Genomic DNA, 22,953 nt, shown 5'->3' with positions numbered 1-22,953 from the left:
GAGGACGCATAGCTCAGTTGGTTAGAGCACTACGTTGACATCGTAGGGGTCACTGGTTCGAGTCCAGTTGTGTCCATAAATTTCCATCATTTATAAATCAAGGGTTTTAGGTTTGCCCTCCTACCGAGAGTTTTTTCTTTCCCTAGACAATTAACCTATTAGTTAGATAATGAACTTAAAAATCTGACGCACCCTACTGAATCAGAATCAAATGATATTAATGATATTAGAGCATTGGAGACTTTACCATGACTCAAGCAATATCTAAGTTAATGACTTTTGATGAATTCCTGGAATGGAAACCAGAAAACGGACGCTATTAATTACATAACGGATTTATGGTTGAAATGCCCAATCCAACTGGTAAACATTCAGCGAGTGCGGGTTTTCAGGCGACCGAATTGGGTTTGTAAATCAGGCGATTACAACCAAATTCCTTACTTTATTCCGAAGGAATCTACAATTAAATTTAACGATAACTCTGGCTACGATCCAGATGTGATTGTATTAGATAAACAAGCCGTAGAAGCCAATGAGTCTAGATAGGAAAGAGAATCAGTTATTACTCAGGAAAATTCGATTAAATTAATTATTGAAATTGTCAGCACAAATTGGCGGGATGATTGTGCACATAAAATGATTGAGTGTGAAGCATTAAGCATTCCTAAATATTGGATTGTAGATTATTTGGGTTTAGGGTGTAGCCGTTATATTGGTTATCCTAAACAGCCTACTTTATCGGTTTATCAGTTAGTAGATGGTGAGTATCAAATTAAGCTGTTTCGGTCAGAGGAAAGGATTGAATCAGCGGTGTTTCCCGAGTTAAATTTGACCGCTAAGCAAATTTTTAACGGTGGATAAGTGCGGAGGCGATCGCATAGCTAAGTTGGTTAGAGCACTACAATGCCATTGTAGGGGTCACTTTTTAGAGTCCAGTTTTGTCACCTAAAACCCGCCCACAAAGCGGGTTTTGTTGTTTCTACAACCAAACTGGTGGATTTGGCATTATTAATTAGGAATGACAGAATATGTCTAGGCCAGAGATTTAGTACAGTCGCCACGTTTCGTCGAGGCTGTTGCTGGGCAGTTGCGTAGTTTGCATGAGTTCGGTGTTAAAGAAACGATAGCCCGATTCTCGTCGGCACTATCCCCATCCGTGAACAAAGCGCAAGCAAGCAGAAAAAGAAAGAGAACAACAGTTAGAATGCGATCGTCTTGCACGGCCTCAAGCACAAGCCGCTAACCGGATTCAAGACGAATTTTTAGCGGTGCTGTCCCATGAGTGGCGATCGCCCGTGTGCTTAAACACTGAATGACTTAGGTTTTGGGCATATTATATCTTGATTCCCTAACAATAACTGGCATAATAGGTAAATAGGCAGGACTAACCGCAATGAATGTAGAACGTACACACTCCTTGAACGATCGAGAAAAGCTTACTGTAAATTTTCCTCAAGAGCTATGTACGGACTGCCAAGCACTCGAAGCACGACGATTTGCGGTGATAGTCGATCACATGGCTGAGGCTTTTATTTCTATTAATTCAGAGTGGCACTGCACCTATGTCAACCATAAAGCAGAGCAGCTTTTAAACAGGAACAGGCAACACCTGATAGGCAAAAATATATGGATTATATTTTCGGTCGATCTTACCTCTGAGCTATATAATTATTGTCATCGAGCGATCGCAACGCAAACTGCAATAGAGTTTGAAGAACACTACCCCTCACTCAACAAGTGTTTGATAATTCGCCTCATCAAGAGTGAAGAGGGCTTACTTATTTACTTCCAAGACACGACTGAAACATCTCAACTTGCTCGACAATTGAAAGCCGAAATCGCCAAGTGCCAGGAAGTGGAAGCTACTCTTCAGAAAGAACAAGACTTTTTAACGGCAATTTTAAACAACGTTCAAGCTGGAATTGTGGCTTGCGATGCCGATGGCATATTGACGGTATTTAACCAAGCAGCTAAACATTTTCATGGATTACCTCAACAGCCAGTACCACCCGAGCAGTGGGCCCAATATTATGACTTGTATTTGCCTGACGGCAAAACACCCATGAATACAGAGGATATTCCCCTGTTCCAGGCATTGCAAGGGCAAAACGTTCGTGATGTGGAAATGATGATTGTTCCGCAGCAGGGAACTGCGCGAATGCTGTTAGCAACTGGACAGGCAATTATTGCCGCCAACGGCGAAAAACAGGGTGCTGTTGTCGTGATGCACGACATTACACAACGCAAGCAGGCAGAAACTGCTCTGCGTGAGGGTGAAGCGCAATTATCCAGCATCTTCCAAACTATTCCTGATGGCATCACTATTTTAGATTCTACCGGACAGATTATTGCCGCAAATAGGGCAGCAGAGAGGATTTTAAGATTAACTAGCAGCGACATTGTGGAGCGAGGCTATAACGATCCATCCTGGTTCATTACAACCGTGGAAGGTCATCCTTTCCCAGAAGATGAACTGCCGTTTGCGAGGGTTATGCAAACAGGTGAGCCTGTTTATGGTATTGAACATGGCATTAGCCATGCCGATGGAACTCGCAGGATTCTCTCGATCAATGCTTCCCCTTTGTTTGATGCAGAGGGACAAATTATCAATATCATTGCTGCTTTTAGCGACATTACTGAACGCAAGCAAACCGAAGACGAACGAGTACAGCTTGTTCAAGAACAGGCAGCCCGTGCTTTAGCAGAGGTTTCTCAGGAAAAATCAGCATTTTTAGCCCAAGTGAGTGCTGTCCTTTCCTCTTCCCTAGAGTATGAACAAACTCTCCAAAGCGTTGCAAAGCTGGCAGTTCCTTATTTTGCAGATTGGTGTAGTGTCGATCTGCTGAATGACGATCGCACACTTGGTCGGGTTGCAGTTGCTCATTCAGATCCCGAAAAAGTGAAGTTTGGCTGGGAGTTGGCTCAACGCTTTCCCAGACATCTCGATGATGGGTATGGCATTGCTAAAGTCATGCAAACAGGAAAGGTTGAAATTGGGATTGAGATTACAGATGAACAGTTAGTTGCCACAGTGCCGAATGGTGAATACCTGGAAATCTTACGTGGAATTGGATTAAAGTCCTGCATCATTGCACCGCTACAGGCACGCGGGCGCGTGTTGGGTAGCATTACCTTTGTGTTTACTGAATCCGATCGCCGGTATCGCTTGGAAGACATTGCCCTGGCTGAAGATTTGGCTCAGCGAGCAGCGATCGCCATTGATAACGCTCGTCTTTATAATGAAACACAACAAGCGAAATTAGCCGCCGAACTCGCTGCTAACCGCACGGCTCGACTGCTGGCGGTGATGACGGCTGTGTCTGAATCACTAACCTCGGCTCAAGTGGCTCAGGTCATTATTGAACAGGGAATGTCGGCACTGGGAGCGAGTTCTGGTTTGGTTGCCGTATTAAACGAAGATGCAAGCGAACTGGAGATTATTCAATCGATTGGCTTTGAACACGTAGGAGAATTTCAGCGCAGTTTTTCGATTCATGCACCCTATCCTCTCGCAGAAGCCGTGCGAACTGGGCAACCTGTTTGGCTAGAAACTATCGAAAACCGAATTGCCCGTTATCCTGATTTAGCACAAGCTTATGCCAAGGTTGGTTCAGAAGCCTGGATTTCAGTGCCATTGTTGATTGAAGGACAAGCCGTTGGTGGACTATCGCTCAGTTTTTCCACAGTTCCCCAGCTTTGTGAGAGCGATCAGGCTTTCGTTTTGGCATTGGCACAGCAATCGGCGCAGTCGATCGACCGAGCACGGCTCTATGAGTCAGAATTGCAAGCACGGACACAAGCAGAAGCAGCTAACCGAATTAAAGATGAGTTCTTAGCTGTCTTGTCGCACGAATTGCGAACTCCGTTGAATCCGATTCTGGGTTGGACTCGACTGCTGCGAAGGGGAAACCTGGATTCTAGCAAGACGGCGGTAGCTCTCGAAACGATCGAACGCAATACCCAGTTGCAAGTTCAACTGATTGAGGACTTGCTGGATATTTCTCGCATTCTGCAAGGCAAGCTGAGTTTGGACTCTACTCCTATTAATTTGAAAACAACTCTTAAAGCTGCGATCGAAACAGTTAGTTTAGCCGCCGAAGCCAAAAACATTCAAATTCAAACTCAGCTAGAACCAAATGTGGGCGATGTGTTAGGAGATGCTACCCGATTGCAACAGGTGGTCTGGAATTTGCTCACCAATGCCATTAAGTTCACCCCAACTGGAGGTCGAGTTGAAGTTGAGCTAAAAACGATTGATTCCTATGCTCAAATTCAAGTCCGGGATACAGGGAAAGGGATTAAGCCAGAATTTATTCCCTATGTATTTGACACATTTCGACAAGCCGATAGCAGTATTACGAGAACCTTTGGTGGGTTAGGGCTGGGATTAGCGATCGTGCGTCACGTCGTTGAGCTACATGGTGGAACTGTCAAAGCCGAAAGTTTTGGAGAAGGACAGGGAGCAACATTTACTGTCACACTTCCCTTATTAGCCAGAAGCAATGATGCAAACAGCGATCGCAACGATAATCTATCACTCAAAGCTCAGACTTCACCCTTGGCTAGATTATGTATCCTGGCCGTCGATGACGAAGTAGACAATTTAGAGTTAGTTCAATGTATTTTGGAGCAAGCGGGAGCCACAGTGATCTCTGTATCTTCAGCAAAAGATGCGCTACAACAACTCACTAAATTTAAGCCAGATGTTTTGATTGCTGATATTGGGATGCCACAAATCGATGGCTATCAGTTGATTGGTCAAATCAGACAACTATCGACACAAGAGGGAGGAGAGATTCCCGCGATCGCCCTCACCGCGTATGCAGGTGAGGCAAATCAACAGCAAGCACTAGCAGCCGGATTTCACAGACATCTTCCCAAGCCTGTTGAGCCTGAAACGTTAGTGGAGACAATTGAGAAATTGCTTCATCCAATAGAGTAAGGCAGAGTATTAGACATCTGTGGAAATTAAGATTCAGCTACCTCGGTACAAGAATTTCAAGTTGATTATTGGAGATGTCTTTTGAGTATAGTCTGGGAAAATGTCACGAATTGAAGTGATTAACAGACGCATAGTTCAGTTGGTTAGAGCACTACGTTGACATAGTAGGGTCACTTGTTCGAGTCAAGTTGTGTAAATCAAAAGGAACCAGAGTTTACGAGTCCGGTTTCGTCGAAGCGGTTTATGGTATGGTGGGATTTTAAAGGGCGATCGCTCGATCGGCTAGAGTTTGATAGGTCAAGGGCGATCACATCCTTAATGTCTGGTTAGCCTGTGATTTTGGTTTGGTGCGATCGGATAGATCAGGGTGTGGCAAACAGGTTAGCAGGGTAGAGCAAGATTGCTATAAGCCTTTGTGAGAACGGTCTTAAATTATAGCTTGATTGCAGCCAGCAGAAATGAAGGAAGAATCTGAGTGGAAAACTCGAAAACAGAGGGTTAACACCAAGCTTAGGTCGCTCAATCCCAAGTGGGAGATTATCAAATATCGCGAGGGATTCGATAGTATAGTATTTTTTATAAGAGGGGGTTAATGTTGATAGTTGTGCAGAGGAGCGACAGTGACTAGCCTATCTATATTGGACATTGAAGATCTAGCCGAAGGCTGTGATATTGAAGCAAAGAAGGCAGCAGGTCGTGATGGACAGGGCGAACTGCCCAAAAGCTTCTTTGAATCTTACGCTGCTATGGCTAACACTTACGGCGGTGTAATATTTTTGGGAATTGATGAGAAGCCGAAAGGTAAATTTGTTGCTACAGGTATTGGCGATCCGCCTCACGTTCTCAAATCACTCTGGGATGGATTGAACAATCCCCAGCAGATCAGTGTTAATTTGCTCAATGATCGGATGGTGGATGTTATTGAAGTACAAAGTAAGCAAGTTATTCGCATACAAGTACCAAGAGCATCCCGAGCGCAACGCCCAGTATACAGAGGGCAGAATCCTTTAAAAGGTACTTATCGGCGAAACTACGAGGGAGACTACCTGTGCGATGAAGAAACAGTCAAAAGAATGATGGCAGAGCAGGTTGAGGACGTAAGAGATAGCCGATTATTAGAAAAATATGGTTTCGATGACTTAGATGAAAATACTCTAAAAGTTTATCGAAATCAGCTTAAGGCGACCAAGCCTACTCATCCTTGGCTCGATTTAGACGATCAAGAATTTCTGCGCTCTCTAGGTGGTTGGAGGCGCGATCGCCAAACTGGAGATGAAGGACTGACACTAGCTGGCTTGTTGATGTTTGGCAAACTCCCGTCAATTCTTGAGGCTGTACCTAACTATGTAGTGGATTATCAAGAGCGCCCAGAACCTAGAACTGAAGCCAGATGGGTAGATCGTGTTACTACTGATGGAACATGGTCAGGCAACCTTTATGACTTTTACCGAAAAGTAATTCAAAAGCTATTTTCCGATCTGAAAGTACCATTCAAACTCAAAGGTGCAGAACGAGTAGACGAAACACCAGTACATGAAGCCTTACGCGAAGCATTAGTTAATACACTAATCCACGCAGATTATACTGGGCGAGTACCGATTTTGATCGTTAAGCGTCCCGATATGTTCTTATTTCGCAACCCTGGCACAATGCGATTGCCATTGGAAGATGCCTTGCGTGGTGGTACCAGTGACTGTCGTAATCGCAACTTGCAAAAAATGTTTCAGCTTGTTGGTCTTGGTGAACAGGCGGGTTCTGGTATTCCAAAAATTTACCGCAACTGGAAACAGCAACACTGGCGATTGCCTCAGTTACTAGATACAGTGGAACCAGAGCAAACCTTATTGGCAATGCTTATGGTCAACCTCCTACCAGAGGAAACTCTAAGAGAACTAGATGAGCGTTTTGGATCATCATTTCGAGAGTTATCAAATGAGCAACGACTGGCCTTAGCTACAGTAGCCATTGAGGGGAAAGTGACGCACACTAGGCTCAAGTGTATGACTACAACTCATCCACACGATTTAACAAAAGCATTATGTGCACTTGTAAAAGATGGCTTCTTGGAGTCAGACGGCGCTAGTCGCGGAACCTTTTACTTTTTTCCAGGTGAACCTCCTGATATAGAGTCTGACATTGTTAGTCAAGCTTATGGGTTAACTAAGAAAAAAGTTCAGGAAGATGTATTGTCAGGGTTTGATTCAGAGCAAGCTAGCTCCGATTATTTGCCGGCTAGCTCCGATCATTTGCCGGCTAGCTCCGATCATTTGCCTGCTAGCTCCGATCATTTGCCGGCTAGCTCCGATCATTTGCCGGCTAGCTCCGATCGTTTGCAGGTTAGCTCCGATCCTTTCGAGTCGCTCAAAGTAATTGCTGCTCCTGTTAGAGAGAAGGGAAAAGTGTCCAACGAGGTCATGGAGCAAACAATTCTACAGCTTTGTGAGGACAGGTTTTTAACCACTAGAGAACTTGGAGAATTGCTAGATAACACTCCTAACTATCTGCGTTCTAGATTTCTTAGCAAGATGGTAAAGGCAGGTAAACTGGAGTTGCGATATCCAGACAAACCTACTCACGAAGCTCAAGCATATGGCACACCAAAATCAGCTTAAATCGGCTTTGTTAGCAATCCAAAACATTCTGATATTTCACCATCTCCCCAATAGGAAATCTCAAAATTTTATGGTAATCCAACCTACCGCTCATAACCGTGTTTTTTTTCCCATTGTATCCACGCTTGAGCCCTTTGCGGCCTTCGACTACGCTTTTCAGGTTTTACGAGATTATAAGCAGTAATTGCCCTCAACGCCCAAAACCAACTATCGGGTTTTTGTTCAAGAGCGCGAAAAATCAACGGTGCTACAGGCTGTCCCATGCCAATAATTCTCTGATCAGCGGGGTCCATTGACTTCTGCGTAACCAATGACAGCATCTTCGTCTCGGCACGCCCTTCTTCTGTGAGGCTTAAACTCAGCGACCAGTTCTACCTTACTTTTAATGGGGTATTTATAAGCAGTGATGTAGTCAGCTAGTTTCATTTCAAGGCATAGCTACTCCATATAAAAATCTATACTACTTTAGTTGCGTCGGCGATCGTCTTAGCCATAAAACCATGTTTGTGAGAATAGACCATGTGTAGAAAAACTTTATACTGACACCACCCGTCTACCCACAACGCCGGCACCTTAAACTTTGCCCAAGAGTTGGGAAATTCCGATCGCAACCTTAAGCAATGCCGATCGCCCCCAGCCCACCAGTCCGCCAGTCCATCTCAGGACACGGCACCGCGCCGTGTCCTTAGGCGTAACTTATCGGCGACAGCCTTCGGCGATCGCCCTTAACACCGCTAGTCGCACTTCTGGATGAGATTTCTCAAGCCCGTTAGCCCGAAAAATCCAGTGTCCGCCGCCCGCGTGCTCGATCGCAATTTTTTGTCCATCAGGCAAAACTATTTGCCACCAATTCAACACAGTGGCTTTAATAAGGTGGCACTGAATTTCGTTCAGTTGAACCTCCATTAATTTCAGTTGACGCATGATTGGATTTTGGGCAGATGACTTCATGATTTTTCTCATTAAATGAATTCGACTGTTTCTCGGCTTTGATTTCACTTTGCCGATTTTTGAACTTAACTTCACCTTCCGAAGTTTTCGCCTTAACTTCCCTTTCCGAAGTTTTCGCCTTAACTTCCTTTTTACCACCTTTAGGCTCAACTTTGACTCCAAAACCTTTAGACTTAACTTTTCCTGGGGCAGAAGTTGAAGTCGGTTCCGTGGCCGGCTTCTTAAACTCCGCGTCTAATTGGTCTAAAATCTCCTCTTGTTCGGGAGTATGTTCCGCTGGCTGGTCTAAATTTCTGGGATTGTATTCGCCAACCAACCTTGCCAAAAATTCCGAAATTGACAGTCCGGCTGCGGCTGCTTTTTTCGTTAAAAGGGCGTAGGTGTCGGTTTTAATGCGAATTTGTTTGAGCCGGAGGTTGGGATTGTTGTCAACGGTTTCGGCAATAGTTACTGCGGTAATCCTTTCTTTTGGTATGACATCGACAACTTCTTGCCACTTTTCCTGTAAACGACAGTCGCCATATTGGTCGGTAATTGCGTGTTTGAACAAAGGGACAACTTGAGCGACGCAGCTAGGCAAAATCTCAAATCCGGCTTTAATTAAGCGCAGGCAAATGCCAGCAGCTTTGATAATTTGCGTGCAGTAAAAATACTGCCTGCCTAAAGCTTGTTCGCAGTAACTTTTAAAAGTTTTGAACTTGTCTTTGTACAATCGCAGTTTTCGGATCGCGTCCAGCATGATTCCTTGCCGCACGTAGTCTAGAAATCCCCTTTTAATTTCGCCTGTCAGGTAGTCTAAATCGTGAAAGGGAGATTGATTCTGGATTTCTTCTTCAAAGTCTAGCAGCGGGCCTGCAAAGTGAAAGTTGGAGGCGACATCGCCTAGGTAGAAGTTGTCAATTGATGTGGACATGATCTGGAATGGTTCGAGAAAGGGCACCATAGCACGGAAGTTGTGCGATCGCAAAGGAGAAGTTTTGGTCTGGATCTTTGATACAATTTTGAGTTGTGTTGTCCTGTGAGGTCGATCGACCTTTTACATGGCATCACCTCCTCGGCGTTGAGGAAAAGAGGCTTGAGGTATGCGCCCTTGCCCCCGACAATACGCTTGGCTATGCAAGCACAATTGATAGACACGAAAAATAAAGCGGTTATTCAAACCTGCATTTTGACGAAACGAGGCTCGCTGAGCCGCCCTTTGTCATGTCACCTTTGTCTCATTATGAGATGTCAATTTAATTTTGTCAAGCATGACATCTCAATATGAGATTTTACGATCCAATGTCATCAAGAAAAGAACGAAGACAGGAGGGCAATTCACCATTGGAAGCCCTAAGAATCCACAAAACCGACTTATCACAAGATGAGTTCGCTTTTAAATGTGGCATTCCCCGCGCCACCTATCACAGATGGATATCTGGAGCAACAGAACCCAAATTTTCTCTCGAACAGTTGAAAGCAATTTGCCGAGAACTACAAATACAAAAAATAGATGAACTTCCAGAGAGTTTTGGCCCGAAGAAGCAATCCAACCAAACCAACAGTTAAAAAATTACTGCTGATACAATTTTGAGTCAGGCTGTAAGTTTGATCGCCCTTAACCCGACCAGGATCGAACCTACCGCTGGAAGGGGGGGAAAGGTACATCGTGATAATAAGTAATTTTTAATTAGGCAGGAACTTCAATGCTAGTAAAGCTCTTTTGATGCCTGTTGAAATGTGGCGCGATCGTTGAGATGTGGAAAAGGCTTGTCAGGAGGAACAGATACGCCAAGGAAGTGACACAAGGGTTCCCAACCCTCCTTCACTTGGTAAACTAACAGCCGCTCTGGTGGAACCAAACGTTTGACTTCTTCAATGTGTTGATTGAAAATTCCGATCGCGTAGGGCTTATCCTCAAATTTCCCTTGAAAATCCTTCACCCAAACATCTTTATCTGCCATGCGGAAGATGCGAACTAGACTCCGCAGCTTGGGAGAAAACGGGAGCGATAAAGCCATCTTTAGCTTCTCCTAACCTTTTGGCCCTGCTCGGTAGATGGTTTTCAAGGTACTCTCATACCAACTATCTGCATCTCGAATACTCAACAGAACTTTAGCATCAGGATAGTGCTGCATAAGTTGACTATAGTAACGATAACCTGGGTAATCTACTATTGCTTGGTAGCCATCAAACAAAGCATCCCAATTGACAGGTTTTCCTTGAGTGGCATCCTCCCAGAACTTTACATCAGAAGGGTGTGTTAGAAGTTCTGCCATGTGGTAGCATTTACTAAAACCGAGTTCTTCTAAAGCAGCTTTGAGAGATAGCGTTCCCGTTCGTCCAAAACCTGCACCAATCACCTTAATTGCCATAAATTCCTCAAGATTCTGCTTCGATTAAAAGTCGAAGCCCACTGTCTTAATTGTAGATCAGGCGATCGCGCAACAGTTCTGGTACTAGGCTATAGATTTTCTCCCCTATGTGTAGCGACCTGCAACACTAAACGCTCTGTCCCTGCAATGCTGCGATTTTTGAGGATGGATTAATTGCAACTGAAATTACAGTTCAGCCAGAATTAAGTGCAACACAAACCCAGGACTAACTGCAACCGAGCCTGCAATCATCCATTTCGACCGAAATTAACTGCAACTGATCGATGTCTAGAGCCTGACAAGGCCCTTTCATCCCTCAATCCGTGACTTTCCCTCTCAGAGCTTTAATCTGCCCTCGCTTGGTTTTGCTGTCGAGACGCTTGCGCTGGGAACTACGAGTCGCTTTGCTGGGTTTGCGCCTTTTCGGTATGACGATCGCACTTTTAATCAGTTCTTGCAGCCGTCTCAAGGCCTCCTCCCGGTTTTGTTCCTGGCTGCGGTGTTCCTGAGCTTTGATGACAATCACACCTTCGGAGGTGATGCGCTGGTCGTTGATTTGCAACAAACGCTCCTTGTAGCGATCGGGCAATGAGGAAGCTGGGATATCAAAGCGCAAGTGAATCGCACTCGCCACCTTATTTACATTTTGCCCCCCCGCGCCTTGAGAGCGAATCGCACTAATCTCGATTTCGCGATCGTCTATGAACACTGTGTTAGAAATTTGTAGCATGATTCAACAGTGAGATTAATGATACAGGTCGATCTCGCTTGTCTGCGGAGGCGGACGAAAGTTTGACTCTATACAGCGATTTCACTCGCCGAATGATGCACTTAGTTTAGTATTTGACAACTCCCCACCGTAAAACGGCCTAGATTCTTCCTTTTATTTGGCGCTAGCCATGTTCGGTTATCCGCCGCTACTCAATCCATGAAAAGCACTCTACAATAAGTGTATAGGTTCGTTGAATCTATGAGGAGGATCCCTACAAACAAATTTTTTTGTTTCTGAGATCCAAAAGCTTCCCGGAAGGGAGGGATGCATGGAGGAAGGCTGAGAGCGGGGCGCATTTTGTTATAGCGTTTGTTGATGTAGCTAGTGAGCTACGGAAAAGGAAAACCCAGTCTCCCACTAACGAAAACAAAGAAGGAGGAAAAAAGCTATGAAATTAAAGTTCGTAAAGTTAATACTAGCCTGGTTCTTGCTCTTCCCCAACGCGTCCTGTCCAATCCTAAAACTGAATAGCCTCTAAGTAAGCCACCTCAAGCAAACAGAATAGCCAGAACCCCGAATTCTTAAAGAATTCGGGGTTATAACATATGGAGATGGAGATAGTTTTACTTTTAATTACGTTGATTTACTTAGTTCAGCCTTTTGCCAGATGACAACCCTTAACTGCTGAAACCCAAGTGGATTTGTTAAAGCTTTCTACTACCGTTGGGGGCGACTCATTCCGCAAGCAGTTTGGGTGGACTCCACGCTATCCCAGCTACCGAGAAGGGTTGCAACAAACCGTGGAAACGTGGGGATCGAGTGCAGGTTGAATTGTTTTGATTCCCGGTAATCTTTGCTTTGAACTTGAATAACTTGGACTTGGGCTTTTTGTGTGTACTCAAGTTCAAGTATTATTCCAACAGTCAGGCGATCGATCTTTAACGACGAATATATTAAAAGATATCTCGAAAACAAACGTCAAAAGATTTTATAGTTGAGGAATGTAACAAAACTTTAATCACACCCAAACCGGAGTTTTAGAAAAAATTAATGCGGATACAGTGACAATGGGCAAGGCTGTAGCCTAAGATCGGTTGAAATTGTCAGTATCCTCTCAAGGCAAGGGTGCAAAATGGCAGATATCAACGGCACGATGATGCAATATTTCCACTGGTACATTCCCGATCGAGGAACCCTGTGGGATGAGGTGAAAAATCAAGCACAAGAATTAGCAGATGCGGGTTTTACGGCACTGTGGCTGCCCCCTGCTTACAAAGGAATGGGTGGGCAAAGCGACGTTGGATATGGGGTTTACGACTTATTTGATTTGGGAGAATTCAACCAAAAAGGTTCAATTCGCACCAAATATGGTACTAAGCAGCAATATCTGGATGCGATCGCCACCCTGCACAAATCTCAGATCCAAGTCTATGCCGATGTAGTTATCAACCACAAAATGGGTGCAGATGCAGCAGAAATATTTAAGGCAACTCCTTATCCTTACCACAATCGGCTAAATCCCAAAGGTGGATTGCAAGAAATCAAAAGCTACACCAATTTTAACTTTCCCGGACGCAAAGGTAAATATTCCCAATTTGAATGGCACTGGTGGCATTTTGACGCAGTAGACTACAACGAATACACTCCAGACGATCGCAGTACAGTCTATTTGGTAGAAGGGAAATTTTTTGATGACTATGTTTCCCTAGAAAATGGCAATTTTGCATATTTAATGGGGTGCGATCTGGATTTCCAGGATCAATCGGTACGAGATGAAATTACACGCTGGGGTAAGTGGTATCTCGACACAACAGGTGCCGACGGTTTCCGTTTAGATGCCATCAAGCACATATCGTCTTGGTTTTTTCCAGAATGGTTGGATGAATTGGAGGGATATATCGGCAAAGATTTGTTTGTTGTCGGTGAGTATTGGGCACCAAATATCGATATCCTGCACTGGTATGTCGGTTCAGTTAAGGGCAAAATGTCAGTTTTTGATGTGCCACTGCATTACAACTTTCATTACGCCAGCCAACAGGGTGGTAACTACGATATGCGGCGCATCTTAGACGGTACAATGATGCAGCAGCAACCGACTCATGCAGTAACGTTTGTCGAAAACCACGATTCCCAACCGCTGCAAGCACTTGAATCTGTTGTAGAACCCTGGTTTAAACCTCTTGCTTATGCGATTATTCTATTGCGAAGAGAAGGTTATCCCTGCGTTTTCTACGGCGATTATTACGGTGCAGAATATGAAGATTGGGGGCGTGATGGCAATCGATATAAGATTGTTATGCCCTCTCATCGATCGCTAATTGACAAGTTGCTCCATGCTCGCAAACACTTCGCCTACGGCCATCAATATGACTATTTCGATCATTGGAATACCATTGGCTGGACGAGATTGGGCAATGGGAAACATCCACAGGCAATGGCAGTAATTATGAGTGACGGCCCGGAGGGTTTCAAGTGGATGGAAGTTGGTAAACCTCATGCTAAGTTTGTGGACTTAACAGGGCATATTCAGGAACCTGTTTCTACTAACGAGTGGGGTTGGGGCGAGTTTCGCTGTCAAGGCGGTTCAGTATCCGTGTGGGTTCAGGAAAAAAATTAGTTGCCAGTAATCTCATTGTGTATCTGTAAGGTGCGCCGAAACGCACCCTACAAAAATTAATTAATCGGTAGTACCGGTTTGCAGCGACTCTTTAGCAGTCTGCGTCCACTCAGAGTGGAAGAATTCGCCACGCGGTTTATCAGTACGTTCGTAGGTGTGAGCCCCAAAATAATCCCGCTGAGCTTGCGTGAGGTTTTGCGGCAATCTTTCGCGCCGGTAGCTATCGAAATAGTCCAACGAGGCGCTAAATGCTGGCACTGCAATCCCCAGTTGGCAAGCAGTCGCTAACACGTCCCGCCAAGCCGATTGGCGATCGAGAATGCTCTGTTTGAACTCCGGCGCTAACAGCAAATTCGGCAACGTGGGATCGTCCTTGAAAGCTGTTTTAATCTTGTCCAAAAATCCAGCCCGAATTATACAGCCACCCTTCCAAATTCGGGAAATTTCGCTCAAACTTAAGTCATAGTTGTACGACTTCGATGCCGCGCTCAAAAGTGCCATGCCTTGCGCGTAGGAGCAAATCTTCGAGCAGTAAAGCGCATCCCGGACTTTGTTCACAAACTCTTTAGTATCGCCTTGGTACTTGCCACTAGGCCCGGTCAGTTCTTGGGAAGCTTTAACGCGCTCGTCTTTGTAAGAAGACATGATTCTTGCATTTACAGCAGCAATAATTGTGGGAATGCTCACGCCCAATTCCAAAGCACTCATAACAGTCCAGCGGCCGGTGCCTTTTTGACCGGCTGCGTCCATAATTACCTCAACTAAGGGTTGCTTAGTTTCCGGGTCGTTGTACTTGAAAATATTAGCCGTAATTTCAATCAAAAACGAGTTGAGTTCGTCTGTGGTATTCCATTCGGCAAAAACTTCCTGCAACTGCTGGCCGTTCAATCCACCAACATTTTTTAGCAAATCGTAGGCTTCAGCAATGAGCTGCATATCCCCGTACTCAATGCCGTTGTGAACCATTTTCACGTAGTGGCCAGCGCCACCAGGGCCGATGAATGTGACGCAGGGGCCGTCATCTACTTGAGCCGCAATTTTGGTGAGAATTGGCTCTAGTAGGCCGTAAGCAGTGCGGGTGCCACCGGGCATCAAACTAGCACCGTTCAGCGCGCCTTCTTCGCCGCCGCTGATGCCCATGCCGACAAATCCCAGTCCCATCGATTCTAAATCTTTGGTGCGGCGTTCGGTGTCGTCGTATAGCGAGTTGCCGCCGTCAATAATCATGTCGCCCGGTGACAGCATGGGTTTGAGCTGGTCGATGACCGCATCTACGGGTTTCCCAGCTTGCACCATGACTAAGATTCGGCGCGGGGTTTCTAGGGCATCGACGAATTCTGTCAGAGTCTTGGTGCCTACAATGTTCTTGCCGGGGGCGCGCAGGGCCATGAAGTCGTCGGTTTTGGCTGCTGTGCGGTTGTACACAGCCACGGAGAAGCCTCTGCTTTCGACGTTGAGTGCTAGGTTCTCGCCCATCACGGCTAGACCGATTAAACCAAAATTTTGCTTTGTCATGCTAATAACCCGCTGGTTGTTCCCGCTTGATGATAGGTTTGCGAGAGAGGAAAGCGAGGCGGGGTGTAGCGCTTTCCGGTGGACTAAAAGTATTGGACAATAGACCTAGGAGGTTTAAGTTTATTTTTATATTCCCAGAATTGCTGTTTGGTAAATCAGTAGGGTTTTTTTAAGATTTAAGGGATATTAATGACGCGGGCAGGTGATGATAAGGCAGGTATTATGTCGATCGCAGTAACGGTAGATACAAACAAGCGGACATTTTGAGCAAGATTTAGGAGACTGTAACTATGGAAGATTTGCAGTATCTCGCGGCCTGGGTGAAGGAGCAACACGCTCGCGAGTATATTTTGACTTGGCTGCTGAGTCAACAGGGGCTGTGGTGGTCTGATGGGGAGATTTATCAGGCAGTTTTGCAAAAGTCGGGAAAGCTGTTGAAAGCTTATGTTCAAAAAAGGCAAGCGGGAGAGTTATTTGAAGGAATTTCTGAGAAGTTGGTAGGAGATGATAATTGGGATGATCTGGTGGTGAGTTTAGGGCGAATTGTTGCTCTTTATCAAGAGGAATTGCTGAAGTTGCAAGAGCGCGATCGCCGGGGGGATGGGGTAAAAAAAAATTTGATTAGCCAACCGTTGACTGGAGATTCTTTGTCGCTTGAAGTGCAGCAAGCTTTGCCCGATCCTTATGCGGATACGCTGACGGGGAGATAGTCAACAGTTGACTGTTGACTGTTGACTGTTGACTAAAGATAGCTGCTAGCTTGACGGGTAAACATTGAATAGTAAATTTCGCCTAATTCTATCAATTCGTCGTGAGTTCCTATTTCTGCTATTTTACCGTTTTCCATGACGGCGATGCGATCGGCTATTTTTGCTAATCCCAATCTGTGACTGATGACTATGGTTGTTTTCCCGGCGGCTATTTGGCGGAAGATGCTGTAAATTTCGTGTTCTGTCTTGGGGTCGAGGGCGGCGGTTGGTTCGTCAAAAATTAGCACTTCGGCTGTGTCAAGCCGCATTAAGGCGCGGGCGATCGCAATTCTTTGCCACTGTCCCCCCGATAAGTCTATGCCGTCTTCTAATTGTTTCCCCAACGGTGTTTCTAAACCTTGCTCTAAACTATTGACTTTTGCGCTAATGCCTGCTTCGGAAATAGCTTCGTTAATTGCGCTGTCATCCGACAGTGAAAGCAAGTCGCCGAAACCGACGTTTTCGCGAACTGTGGAGGGGAAACGGGCGTAATCTTGCATGACGACGGCGATGCGCGATCGCACGTATGCTAGAGAGTACGATCGCAAATCTTTGCCGTTCCAGGCGATCGTACCACTTGTCGGATCGTACAGGCGACCGAGGAGTTTGCCAAGAGTTGTTTTACCCGCGCCATTTTCACCAACAAGCACTAGCATTTCACCCGGATTAATCGTTAAGTTGATATCTTCAACCGTGCTTTTAGTGCTACCGGGATAGCAGAAAGATAGATGCTTAATCTCGATGCCAATTTTATCTTTTGTGGGGCGGGAATCTAGCCCGTCTTCTGGTAAACTAGGCAGGCGAGATGCTACATCCCCAAGCGGAGACTGCAATTCTGGTTTGAGTTCCAAAAGTTGAAAAATCGGACTAACGCCGAGGGAAATATCGTACAAATTAGCATAATTGCCTATAAGTAATTGCAAACTTTGCTCCACCTGAACAATCAAACCAGAATACAGCGCCAAATCTCCCAAAGTATAGCGACCACCCAAAGCTCCCATTACCACATAAACAAAGGGCAAAGCTACTCCGATTCTACTAAACACTGACCACAAAAGTAAAACAATTGCTCCTTTTTTTCGGATTTGCTGCATCTCGCTAAAAAATTGCAAAAACTGATCCTGCCAGCGTTTGAGCCAAAGTTCTTGCAACCCAAACAAACGCAATTCTTTAGCATATTCTTCGCCCGTCAAGACTCTAGCGGATAAGTTCATCTCGCGGCTGATTTTAGCTTGCTTTCTTTGAACTCTCCAGATGATTTTGCTATATTTTCTTTGGATGTAAATTGAGGGACAGGATGAAATCAACATCACCACTGGCACCCACCAAGCTATCGCTGCAGCAAGGCCTATCGATGGAATAAATATAAAAATTCCCGTGATGGTCATGCTGATGGTAAATGCTAGTTGCTGTATTTTGAATACTCCGGTTTTTGCTAGTTCTACTATATTTAATAGTTCCGGGTTTTCAAACAGGGCAATATCGTCGAAATTAGCGACTTTTTCCAGGACTTTTCCTTCGACAAAGCCTTGAACGCGATCGCGCAAAGATGTCGCTGCAAAAGAGCTCATTGTGTCTAGGGCATCGCCGACTAACCTAAGACTTAAGACTCCGGCAATACTCCACAGCAATATTGGTCGGGAAAGCATCAAAGCAAGGGGCTGTGCTGTTTGGGTTTGCGACAGCAACCGAGATACTTCATCAATGATTAATTTATCTAAAAATAGCACGGCAGATGGGGCAGCACCGGCGATGATGTTGAGTATGATTAAATGGCGGAGTTCTATTGGTGCGGCTTTGATTATCAGGCCAAAGCTGCGCCACAAAGCTTGGAAGGTGGTAATTTGGATGGGTTGCATAGTTTGTGGGTAGGTGTCGGGTCTAGTCATCCCCGGACGGTATATTATAACAAAGGTGCTTTTCAGGATCTATTTTTACAGACTCAACTCTGGTATTCCCCATATACGAATAGTTCCATCACGATGACCACTGATAATTTGTTTTCCATCTGGCGTAATTGCAAGGCAACAAACGTAACTCTCGGTTGTAGAATACTCTTTTATAGAGTGAAGTTTTTCTCCAGTATTTAAGTCCCATATCTCAATAAACGACTCATAATCGTCATTTATTTTTCTACGACCCGCCGATACAATTCTTTGAGCATCTGGTGTAAGTGTAAGAGCATAGACTCCTTCAGCAGAACTCTTTAAAGTCAGCCGAACATCTGGATATTTCTTCGCCGTTAAATCCCAAATTTTTATTTTTTTGTCATGGCTGCTAATGAGTGTTTTACCATCTGGTGTAATAGCCAAAGCATAAATATATCCTAACTTCCTTCCTATGATAGTTACCAATTTTCCGGTTATTAAATCATAGGATTTGATAATTTCCCTTCCCACAATTATTCTTTGTTGGTCGGGAGAAATAACAATAGAGTTACGATTCCACCCATAAAGGTGCCGAGAGTGTAATGAATTAGTTCCCAGATTTTTTAAAAAATCTTGGTTGTTTAAATCCCATATTTGAATAATGTTGGATTCTTCTACACTAATTAACTTTCGCCCATCGGGTGTAATTGCCACGAAATAAACTTGATTTGAACAAGGTAGAGAGTGTCGTAACTCGTTGGTCTTTAAATCCAAAATTTTAATGGTGTTATCCCAATCTGCACTAACAAGCGTTTGCCCGTTTGGAGTAATAGCAAAACATTCAACATCGCTTGTATGGGGTTCTAGCGTATTAAGTAGGTATCCTGTCTGTAAATCCCAGATTTTTATAGGATGGTACCAACTACCACTAATGAGTTTTTGTCCATCTGGTGTAATGGCCAAAGAACGAACAAATCCCGAATGACCATTGAGGATATTAAGACATTTAAAATATTGATAGGGATTATATTCAACAGCCAAAACAAAGACATCAGCAGAAGCACGTAAGTTTGCACTCGCTTCACTTAAACAGAAACGACTGATAGAGAAGAATATCCTAGCTACTAGCTTTCGCAGCTTTTTCAAAAACCACCCTTTTAAAGCGGTATCAAAATCTAATACATTTGTATCTACAATTGTATCAATATCTGTTGGTATAGCAACCTCTATATCTAGTTGTTCGTCAGCTTCTAGTATAGTATCCGTCTCTTGGGTTGCCTGTGTACTTATCTCTAATTGTGTCTCATCCACTATTGAATCATCCAAGTGTTCATCGGTATCTGTTGAAACTGAATCTAATCTTGAATCATCTAAATGTTCTTCGGGCTCGGTTGAACCTGAATCTAAAGCAAACATCTCTTGGAGCAGCGGTTGATAAGAAATCAAGTAAGATATTATTCTGCTAGAAATTCCAGTATATAAAAAGAGTTTTCTTATCTCTTGTGTATACTTGGGAGCTAATTGAGAGGTTGCAGTTACTTGAAAATAACCCTGCTCATTCTGAGTAAAAGTTAATGTACCATCTTGAGCAATTTTACCTCCTGTTGTTTCCCAATACACCTCACCTGGTGCGATAGGAGAGCCGAATTGATCGAATCCTTTAACAACAAATGTTTGATGTTCGCTTGATTTAAGATAAACAAAACCAGGTTGAACTTCTAAACCTCTTAAAACAGGCAGGAGGATAACTTTAGCTGTATCGCTAAGTTTTCCTAATTTTGCGGTAACAGTAACTTCGCGTTTTTTATAATCACCTTTAAAAGCTCCTTTATCGGTAATTGATCCACCCGCCGTAGTTGTCCATCTAACATTCGTTATTTCTAAAGAATCGCCTACCTGATCTAATCCAGTTACAGTAAAAGTAAATTTTTCTTCGGGTTTAATTTCTACCTGTTCAGGAGATATTTTTAGCCCTCTCAGAACAGGAATAACAGTAACTTCTGCGTTAGCGCTTAAATGTCCTACTTTGACGGTTACTTGACAATTACCTTTTTGCTGTTCTCCACTACAAAAATTTCCAGTGTGATCAATTAAGCCACCTGTTGCATTCCATTCTATATCGCTGACAGATATGTCTTCTCGTCGTTGATTTAAAGCAACCACATTAAATTTTTGGCTTTCTCCTGGCTCTAAAATAGCAGATGAAGGGAAAATCTCTAGGAATGTTAACCGAGAAGGTTCGTAAACTTTAATTTCGGTGCAAGTGTTAATTGTCCCTACACGTGCTTCAATCATAACAGTGTCTTCTCGTTCTCCAGCATAAAATTTGCCCCGATTGTCAATGTTTCCACGAATTGCTGACCAAGTAACTTTTCCAGTTTGTATGTTGTTACCATACTGATCTAAGCCTTTCACTTCAAACTGAAAATTCTGCCCAAACTCTAATTGATCTATTGAGGATGTAATAATTAGTTCTTTTAGCTTCGGAGGTTCAATAATCGTAATTGAAATAACTCGACGAATTGAACTGACTGAAGCTATGATTTCAAATTTACCTGGCTTGCTTCCAGCTATAAAATTGCCATTTTGGTCAATTTTCCCCCCTCCGCTTACTTCCCATAATACAGTTTCCTGCATCTGATTTCGTCGTTGATCTAAAACTTGTGCTGTAAATTGTTGACGATTATTAAATGCTAAAGTAATGCTAGAAGGAGTAACACAAATCTCTGTAATTGTAGGAGGAGAAATAATAGTAATTGGGACAGAAGCCTCAAAAATGCCTATCTTTGCTTTAACTTCAAATCTTCCTTCTCTTTGACCTGCGGTAAATAAACCCTGTTCTATTTCACCACCGGCACTTTTCCATTTAACATCTTTATTGTTAAGGTTCATCTCTATATTATTCTGGTCATAACCTTTAACTGTAAAACGTTTAGATTGACCATAGAGAAGTTGTAGGGGAGGTTCTACAATAATAACAATCTTGCTTAATTTTGGGTAAGAACAACCCTTAATAGCATGGAGTGCCTTTCCGGTTTTTGCTTCTAACAATGTTACCCAATCTTTACCCGCAATGACAAGAATTTTTCCATTAGGACTAACAACTACAGAGCTAATAAAACCCGGTTGTTCTGGTAGAGTGTAAATTATTCTATAATCTTTTAAATCAAAGATTTTAATCTCTTTGGAAAAACCTACTACAAGTATATTTTGAGCGACACTACAATCTAAAGAATTAATTGATTGATTATTTGGGTAAGTCTTGGTGCATTCTAAATTTTGAAGAGGTAACGTAGACAAATCTTTATTATCTAATGCGCCAACAATAACTCTACCTAAAACCCAAGCCCCGACAGCTATAGGCCCTCCTAATGAAAATCCCGCTACAGTAGCTGCTACATCTACTAAACCTTTCCCCAAAACAGAAGCTGATTGATTTGAAGACACTTCTTCAGTTTTGGATTGCCAAAATTTGATAACCCCATCACGACTTCCACTAATTAAGGTTGTGTTGCTTGAAGTAATACTTAAAGATTGGATCCAAGGCGAATGCCCTTCAATACTGCCTATGAGTTGACCGCTATCTAAATTCCATAATGTAATTTTATTATTAGTGCTTCCACAAGCGATAACTTTTCCATCCTGGCTAATACATAAGCTCAAAACAGAAGATAGTTCCTTTTCATTTTTTATGGTTTTACTTAGCTTACCTGTATTTAGCTCCCATATTTTGATGGTTTTATCTGTGCTACCGCTAACAATTTTTTTTCCGTCAGCAGGGATAGCAACAGCAGTAATCCAACTAGAATGATCGTTGAGCGTGCGAATAACTTGCCCTGTTTTTAAATTCCATACCTTAATATTTTTATCTGCACTTCCGCTAACTAATGTATTTCCATCAGGACTAATAGCCACAGACAAAACCCAGTGCAAATGTCCTTCAATACTACGAATTATTCCCCCCGTTTGCAAATCCCATACCCAAATCTTTTTCCAACTCCCTCCTACTAAAATAGTATTATCTGGACTTATTGCTAGACAAGTAATAATATCTGTTGGGCAATTAATTAAGTTTTCTGGTGTATTTTCCATCAACCAAGAATTATCACCACGAAAAACTCTGTAGGCAAATTGTTTAACTCGGTCTGATGGATCTTTGATAGACTGTTCAATCAATAGTTCTAAACCTTGTTGACCATAATTGAGAGTCTCTGATAAAGCAGCAAGTCTTTCTTGCTCACTTGGACTAGATAACTGCTTCTTAACTTGTTCAATTGTTGTAGACATTCTATTTCTCTCCCAATCATTCACTTTCTGATTTTTTGGCAGCGACAAGCAACAAATTAGCTAGGTGATAGGGTTCTCCCGTAAATGTGGTGCTCATAAAATCTCATCTAACTGGGGTGGTTAGGCACGGGCAATAACGGATAGCGTCAAAACAAATAATTAATTTGCCCTGCCGTAACCCACCACCGCCAAATTTGTAACATAACGAACATTTTTCACCATCAAGCTGAAAAAGCTGATGATATTAATCTCTGTATCTAGGTGCACCCTGCAGGAAGCACACTCTTGGAGCTCGCACCTACCCATTCAACCTACCCGCCCATTGCTGATGAATTAGATCGCACCA

General features: G+C 43.6%; 13 protein-coding genes, 1 tRNA gene and 1 pseudogene. 8 read left to right on the top strand and 7 right to left on the bottom strand.

Annotation, left to right across the window (positions count from 1 at the left end):
* Positions 1 to 2: 2 nt before the first annotated feature.
* The 5 genes from QUA38_RS06220 to QUA38_RS06200 all read left to right on the top strand — a co-directional run bounded on the left by QUA38_RS06220 (position 3) and on the right by QUA38_RS06200 (position 7,554).
* Positions 3 to 76: transfer RNA gene (locus tag QUA38_RS06220), tRNA-Val, on the top strand.
* Between the two features lie 206 nt (positions 77 to 282).
* Positions 283 to 546, top strand: coding sequence for a hypothetical protein (locus tag QUA38_RS06215; RefSeq protein WP_333099595.1), 264 nt, complete (start codon positions 283 to 285; stop codon positions 544 to 546).
* A gap of 15 nt (positions 547 to 561) precedes the next feature.
* Entirely contained in the window at positions 562 to 861 is a 300-nt protein-coding gene (locus tag QUA38_RS06210; RefSeq protein WP_333160148.1) for a Uma2 family endonuclease, read from the top strand.
* Positions 862 to 1,393: 532 nt separating this feature from the next.
* Complete coding sequence (locus tag QUA38_RS06205; protein ID WP_333160145.1) at positions 1,394 to 4,942, top strand: PAS domain S-box protein; 3,549 nt, start codon at positions 1,394 to 1,396, stop codon at positions 4,940 to 4,942.
* Positions 4,943 to 5,562: 620 nt separating this feature from the next.
* Positions 5,563 to 7,554 carry an ATP-binding protein gene (locus QUA38_RS06200; protein WP_333160143.1) on the top strand — a complete coding sequence of 664 codons (1,992 nt, stop codon included), beginning with the start codon at positions 5,563 to 5,565 and terminating at the stop codon, positions 7,552 to 7,554.
* A 696-nt stretch (positions 7,555 to 8,250) separates the two neighbouring features.
* Here the strand turns inward: QUA38_RS06200 and QUA38_RS06195 are convergent.
* Positions 8,251 to 8,388 (bottom strand): hypothetical protein, encoded by a 138-nt coding sequence (locus QUA38_RS06195; RefSeq protein WP_333160141.1) that lies wholly within the window; start codon positions 8,386 to 8,388, stop codon positions 8,251 to 8,253.
* Positions 8,389 to 8,419: 31 nt separating this feature from the next.
* Positions 8,420 to 9,418: a hypothetical protein gene (locus tag QUA38_RS06190; protein ID WP_333160139.1), complete on the bottom strand. Its 999-nt coding sequence runs from the start codon at positions 9,416 to 9,418 to the stop codon at positions 8,420 to 8,422.
* 368 nt (positions 9,419 to 9,786) lie between these two features.
* On the opposite strand from QUA38_RS06190, the gene QUA38_RS06185 reads away from it, so the two are divergent.
* Positions 9,787 to 10,053 carry a helix-turn-helix transcriptional regulator gene (locus QUA38_RS06185; RefSeq protein ID WP_333160137.1) on the top strand — a complete coding sequence of 89 codons (267 nt, stop codon included), beginning with the start codon at positions 9,787 to 9,789 and terminating at the stop codon, positions 10,051 to 10,053.
* A gap of 140 nt (positions 10,054 to 10,193) precedes the next feature.
* On the opposite strand, the pseudogene QUA38_RS06180 reads toward QUA38_RS06185, so the two are convergent.
* Positions 10,194 to 10,859: pseudogene (locus QUA38_RS06180) on the bottom strand (sulfotransferase family protein).
* A 316-nt stretch (positions 10,860 to 11,175) separates the two neighbouring features.
* The gene (gene arfB / locus QUA38_RS06175; RefSeq protein WP_333038823.1) at positions 11,176 to 11,589 is read right to left on the bottom strand and encodes an alternative ribosome rescue aminoacyl-tRNA hydrolase ArfB; all 414 of its coding nucleotides are present in this window, start codon (positions 11,587 to 11,589) and stop codon (positions 11,176 to 11,178) included.
* Positions 11,590 to 12,703: 1,114 nt separating this feature from the next.
* Between arfB and QUA38_RS06170 the strand changes: the two genes are divergently transcribed.
* Entirely contained in the window at positions 12,704 to 14,188 is a 1,485-nt protein-coding gene (locus tag QUA38_RS06170) for an alpha-amylase (protein WP_333160134.1), read from the top strand.
* Between the two features lie 60 nt (positions 14,189 to 14,248).
* Here the strand turns inward: QUA38_RS06170 and gnd are convergent, their stop codons facing one another.
* Positions 14,249 to 15,703, bottom strand: coding sequence for a decarboxylating NADP(+)-dependent phosphogluconate dehydrogenase (gene gnd, locus QUA38_RS06165; protein WP_333160132.1), 1,455 nt, complete (start codon positions 15,701 to 15,703; stop codon positions 14,249 to 14,251).
* Positions 15,704 to 15,993: 290 nt separating this feature from the next.
* Between gnd and QUA38_RS06160 the strand changes: the two genes are divergently transcribed.
* Complete coding sequence (locus QUA38_RS06160) at positions 15,994 to 16,413, top strand: hypothetical protein (protein ID WP_172187549.1); 420 nt, start codon at positions 15,994 to 15,996, stop codon at positions 16,411 to 16,413.
* Positions 16,414 to 16,445: 32 nt separating this feature from the next.
* Here the strand turns inward: QUA38_RS06160 and QUA38_RS06155 are convergent, their stop codons facing one another.
* Entirely contained in the window at positions 16,446 to 18,311 is a 1,866-nt protein-coding gene (locus QUA38_RS06155) for an ABC transporter ATP-binding protein (RefSeq protein ID WP_333160129.1), read from the bottom strand.
* A 75-nt stretch (positions 18,312 to 18,386) separates the two neighbouring features.
* Positions 18,387 to 22,607 carry a WD40 domain-containing protein gene (locus QUA38_RS06150; protein WP_333160127.1) on the bottom strand — a complete coding sequence of 1,407 codons (4,221 nt, stop codon included), beginning with the start codon at positions 22,605 to 22,607 and terminating at the stop codon, positions 18,387 to 18,389.
* Between the last annotated feature and the right edge of the window lie 346 nt (positions 22,608 to 22,953).

Source organism: Microcoleus sp. Pol12B4, from assembly GCF_036701385.1.
Taxonomy (GTDB): Bacteria; Cyanobacteriota; Cyanobacteriia; order Cyanobacteriales; family Microcoleaceae; genus Microcoleus.
This window is presented reverse-complemented; position numbering and strand designations above follow the sequence as displayed.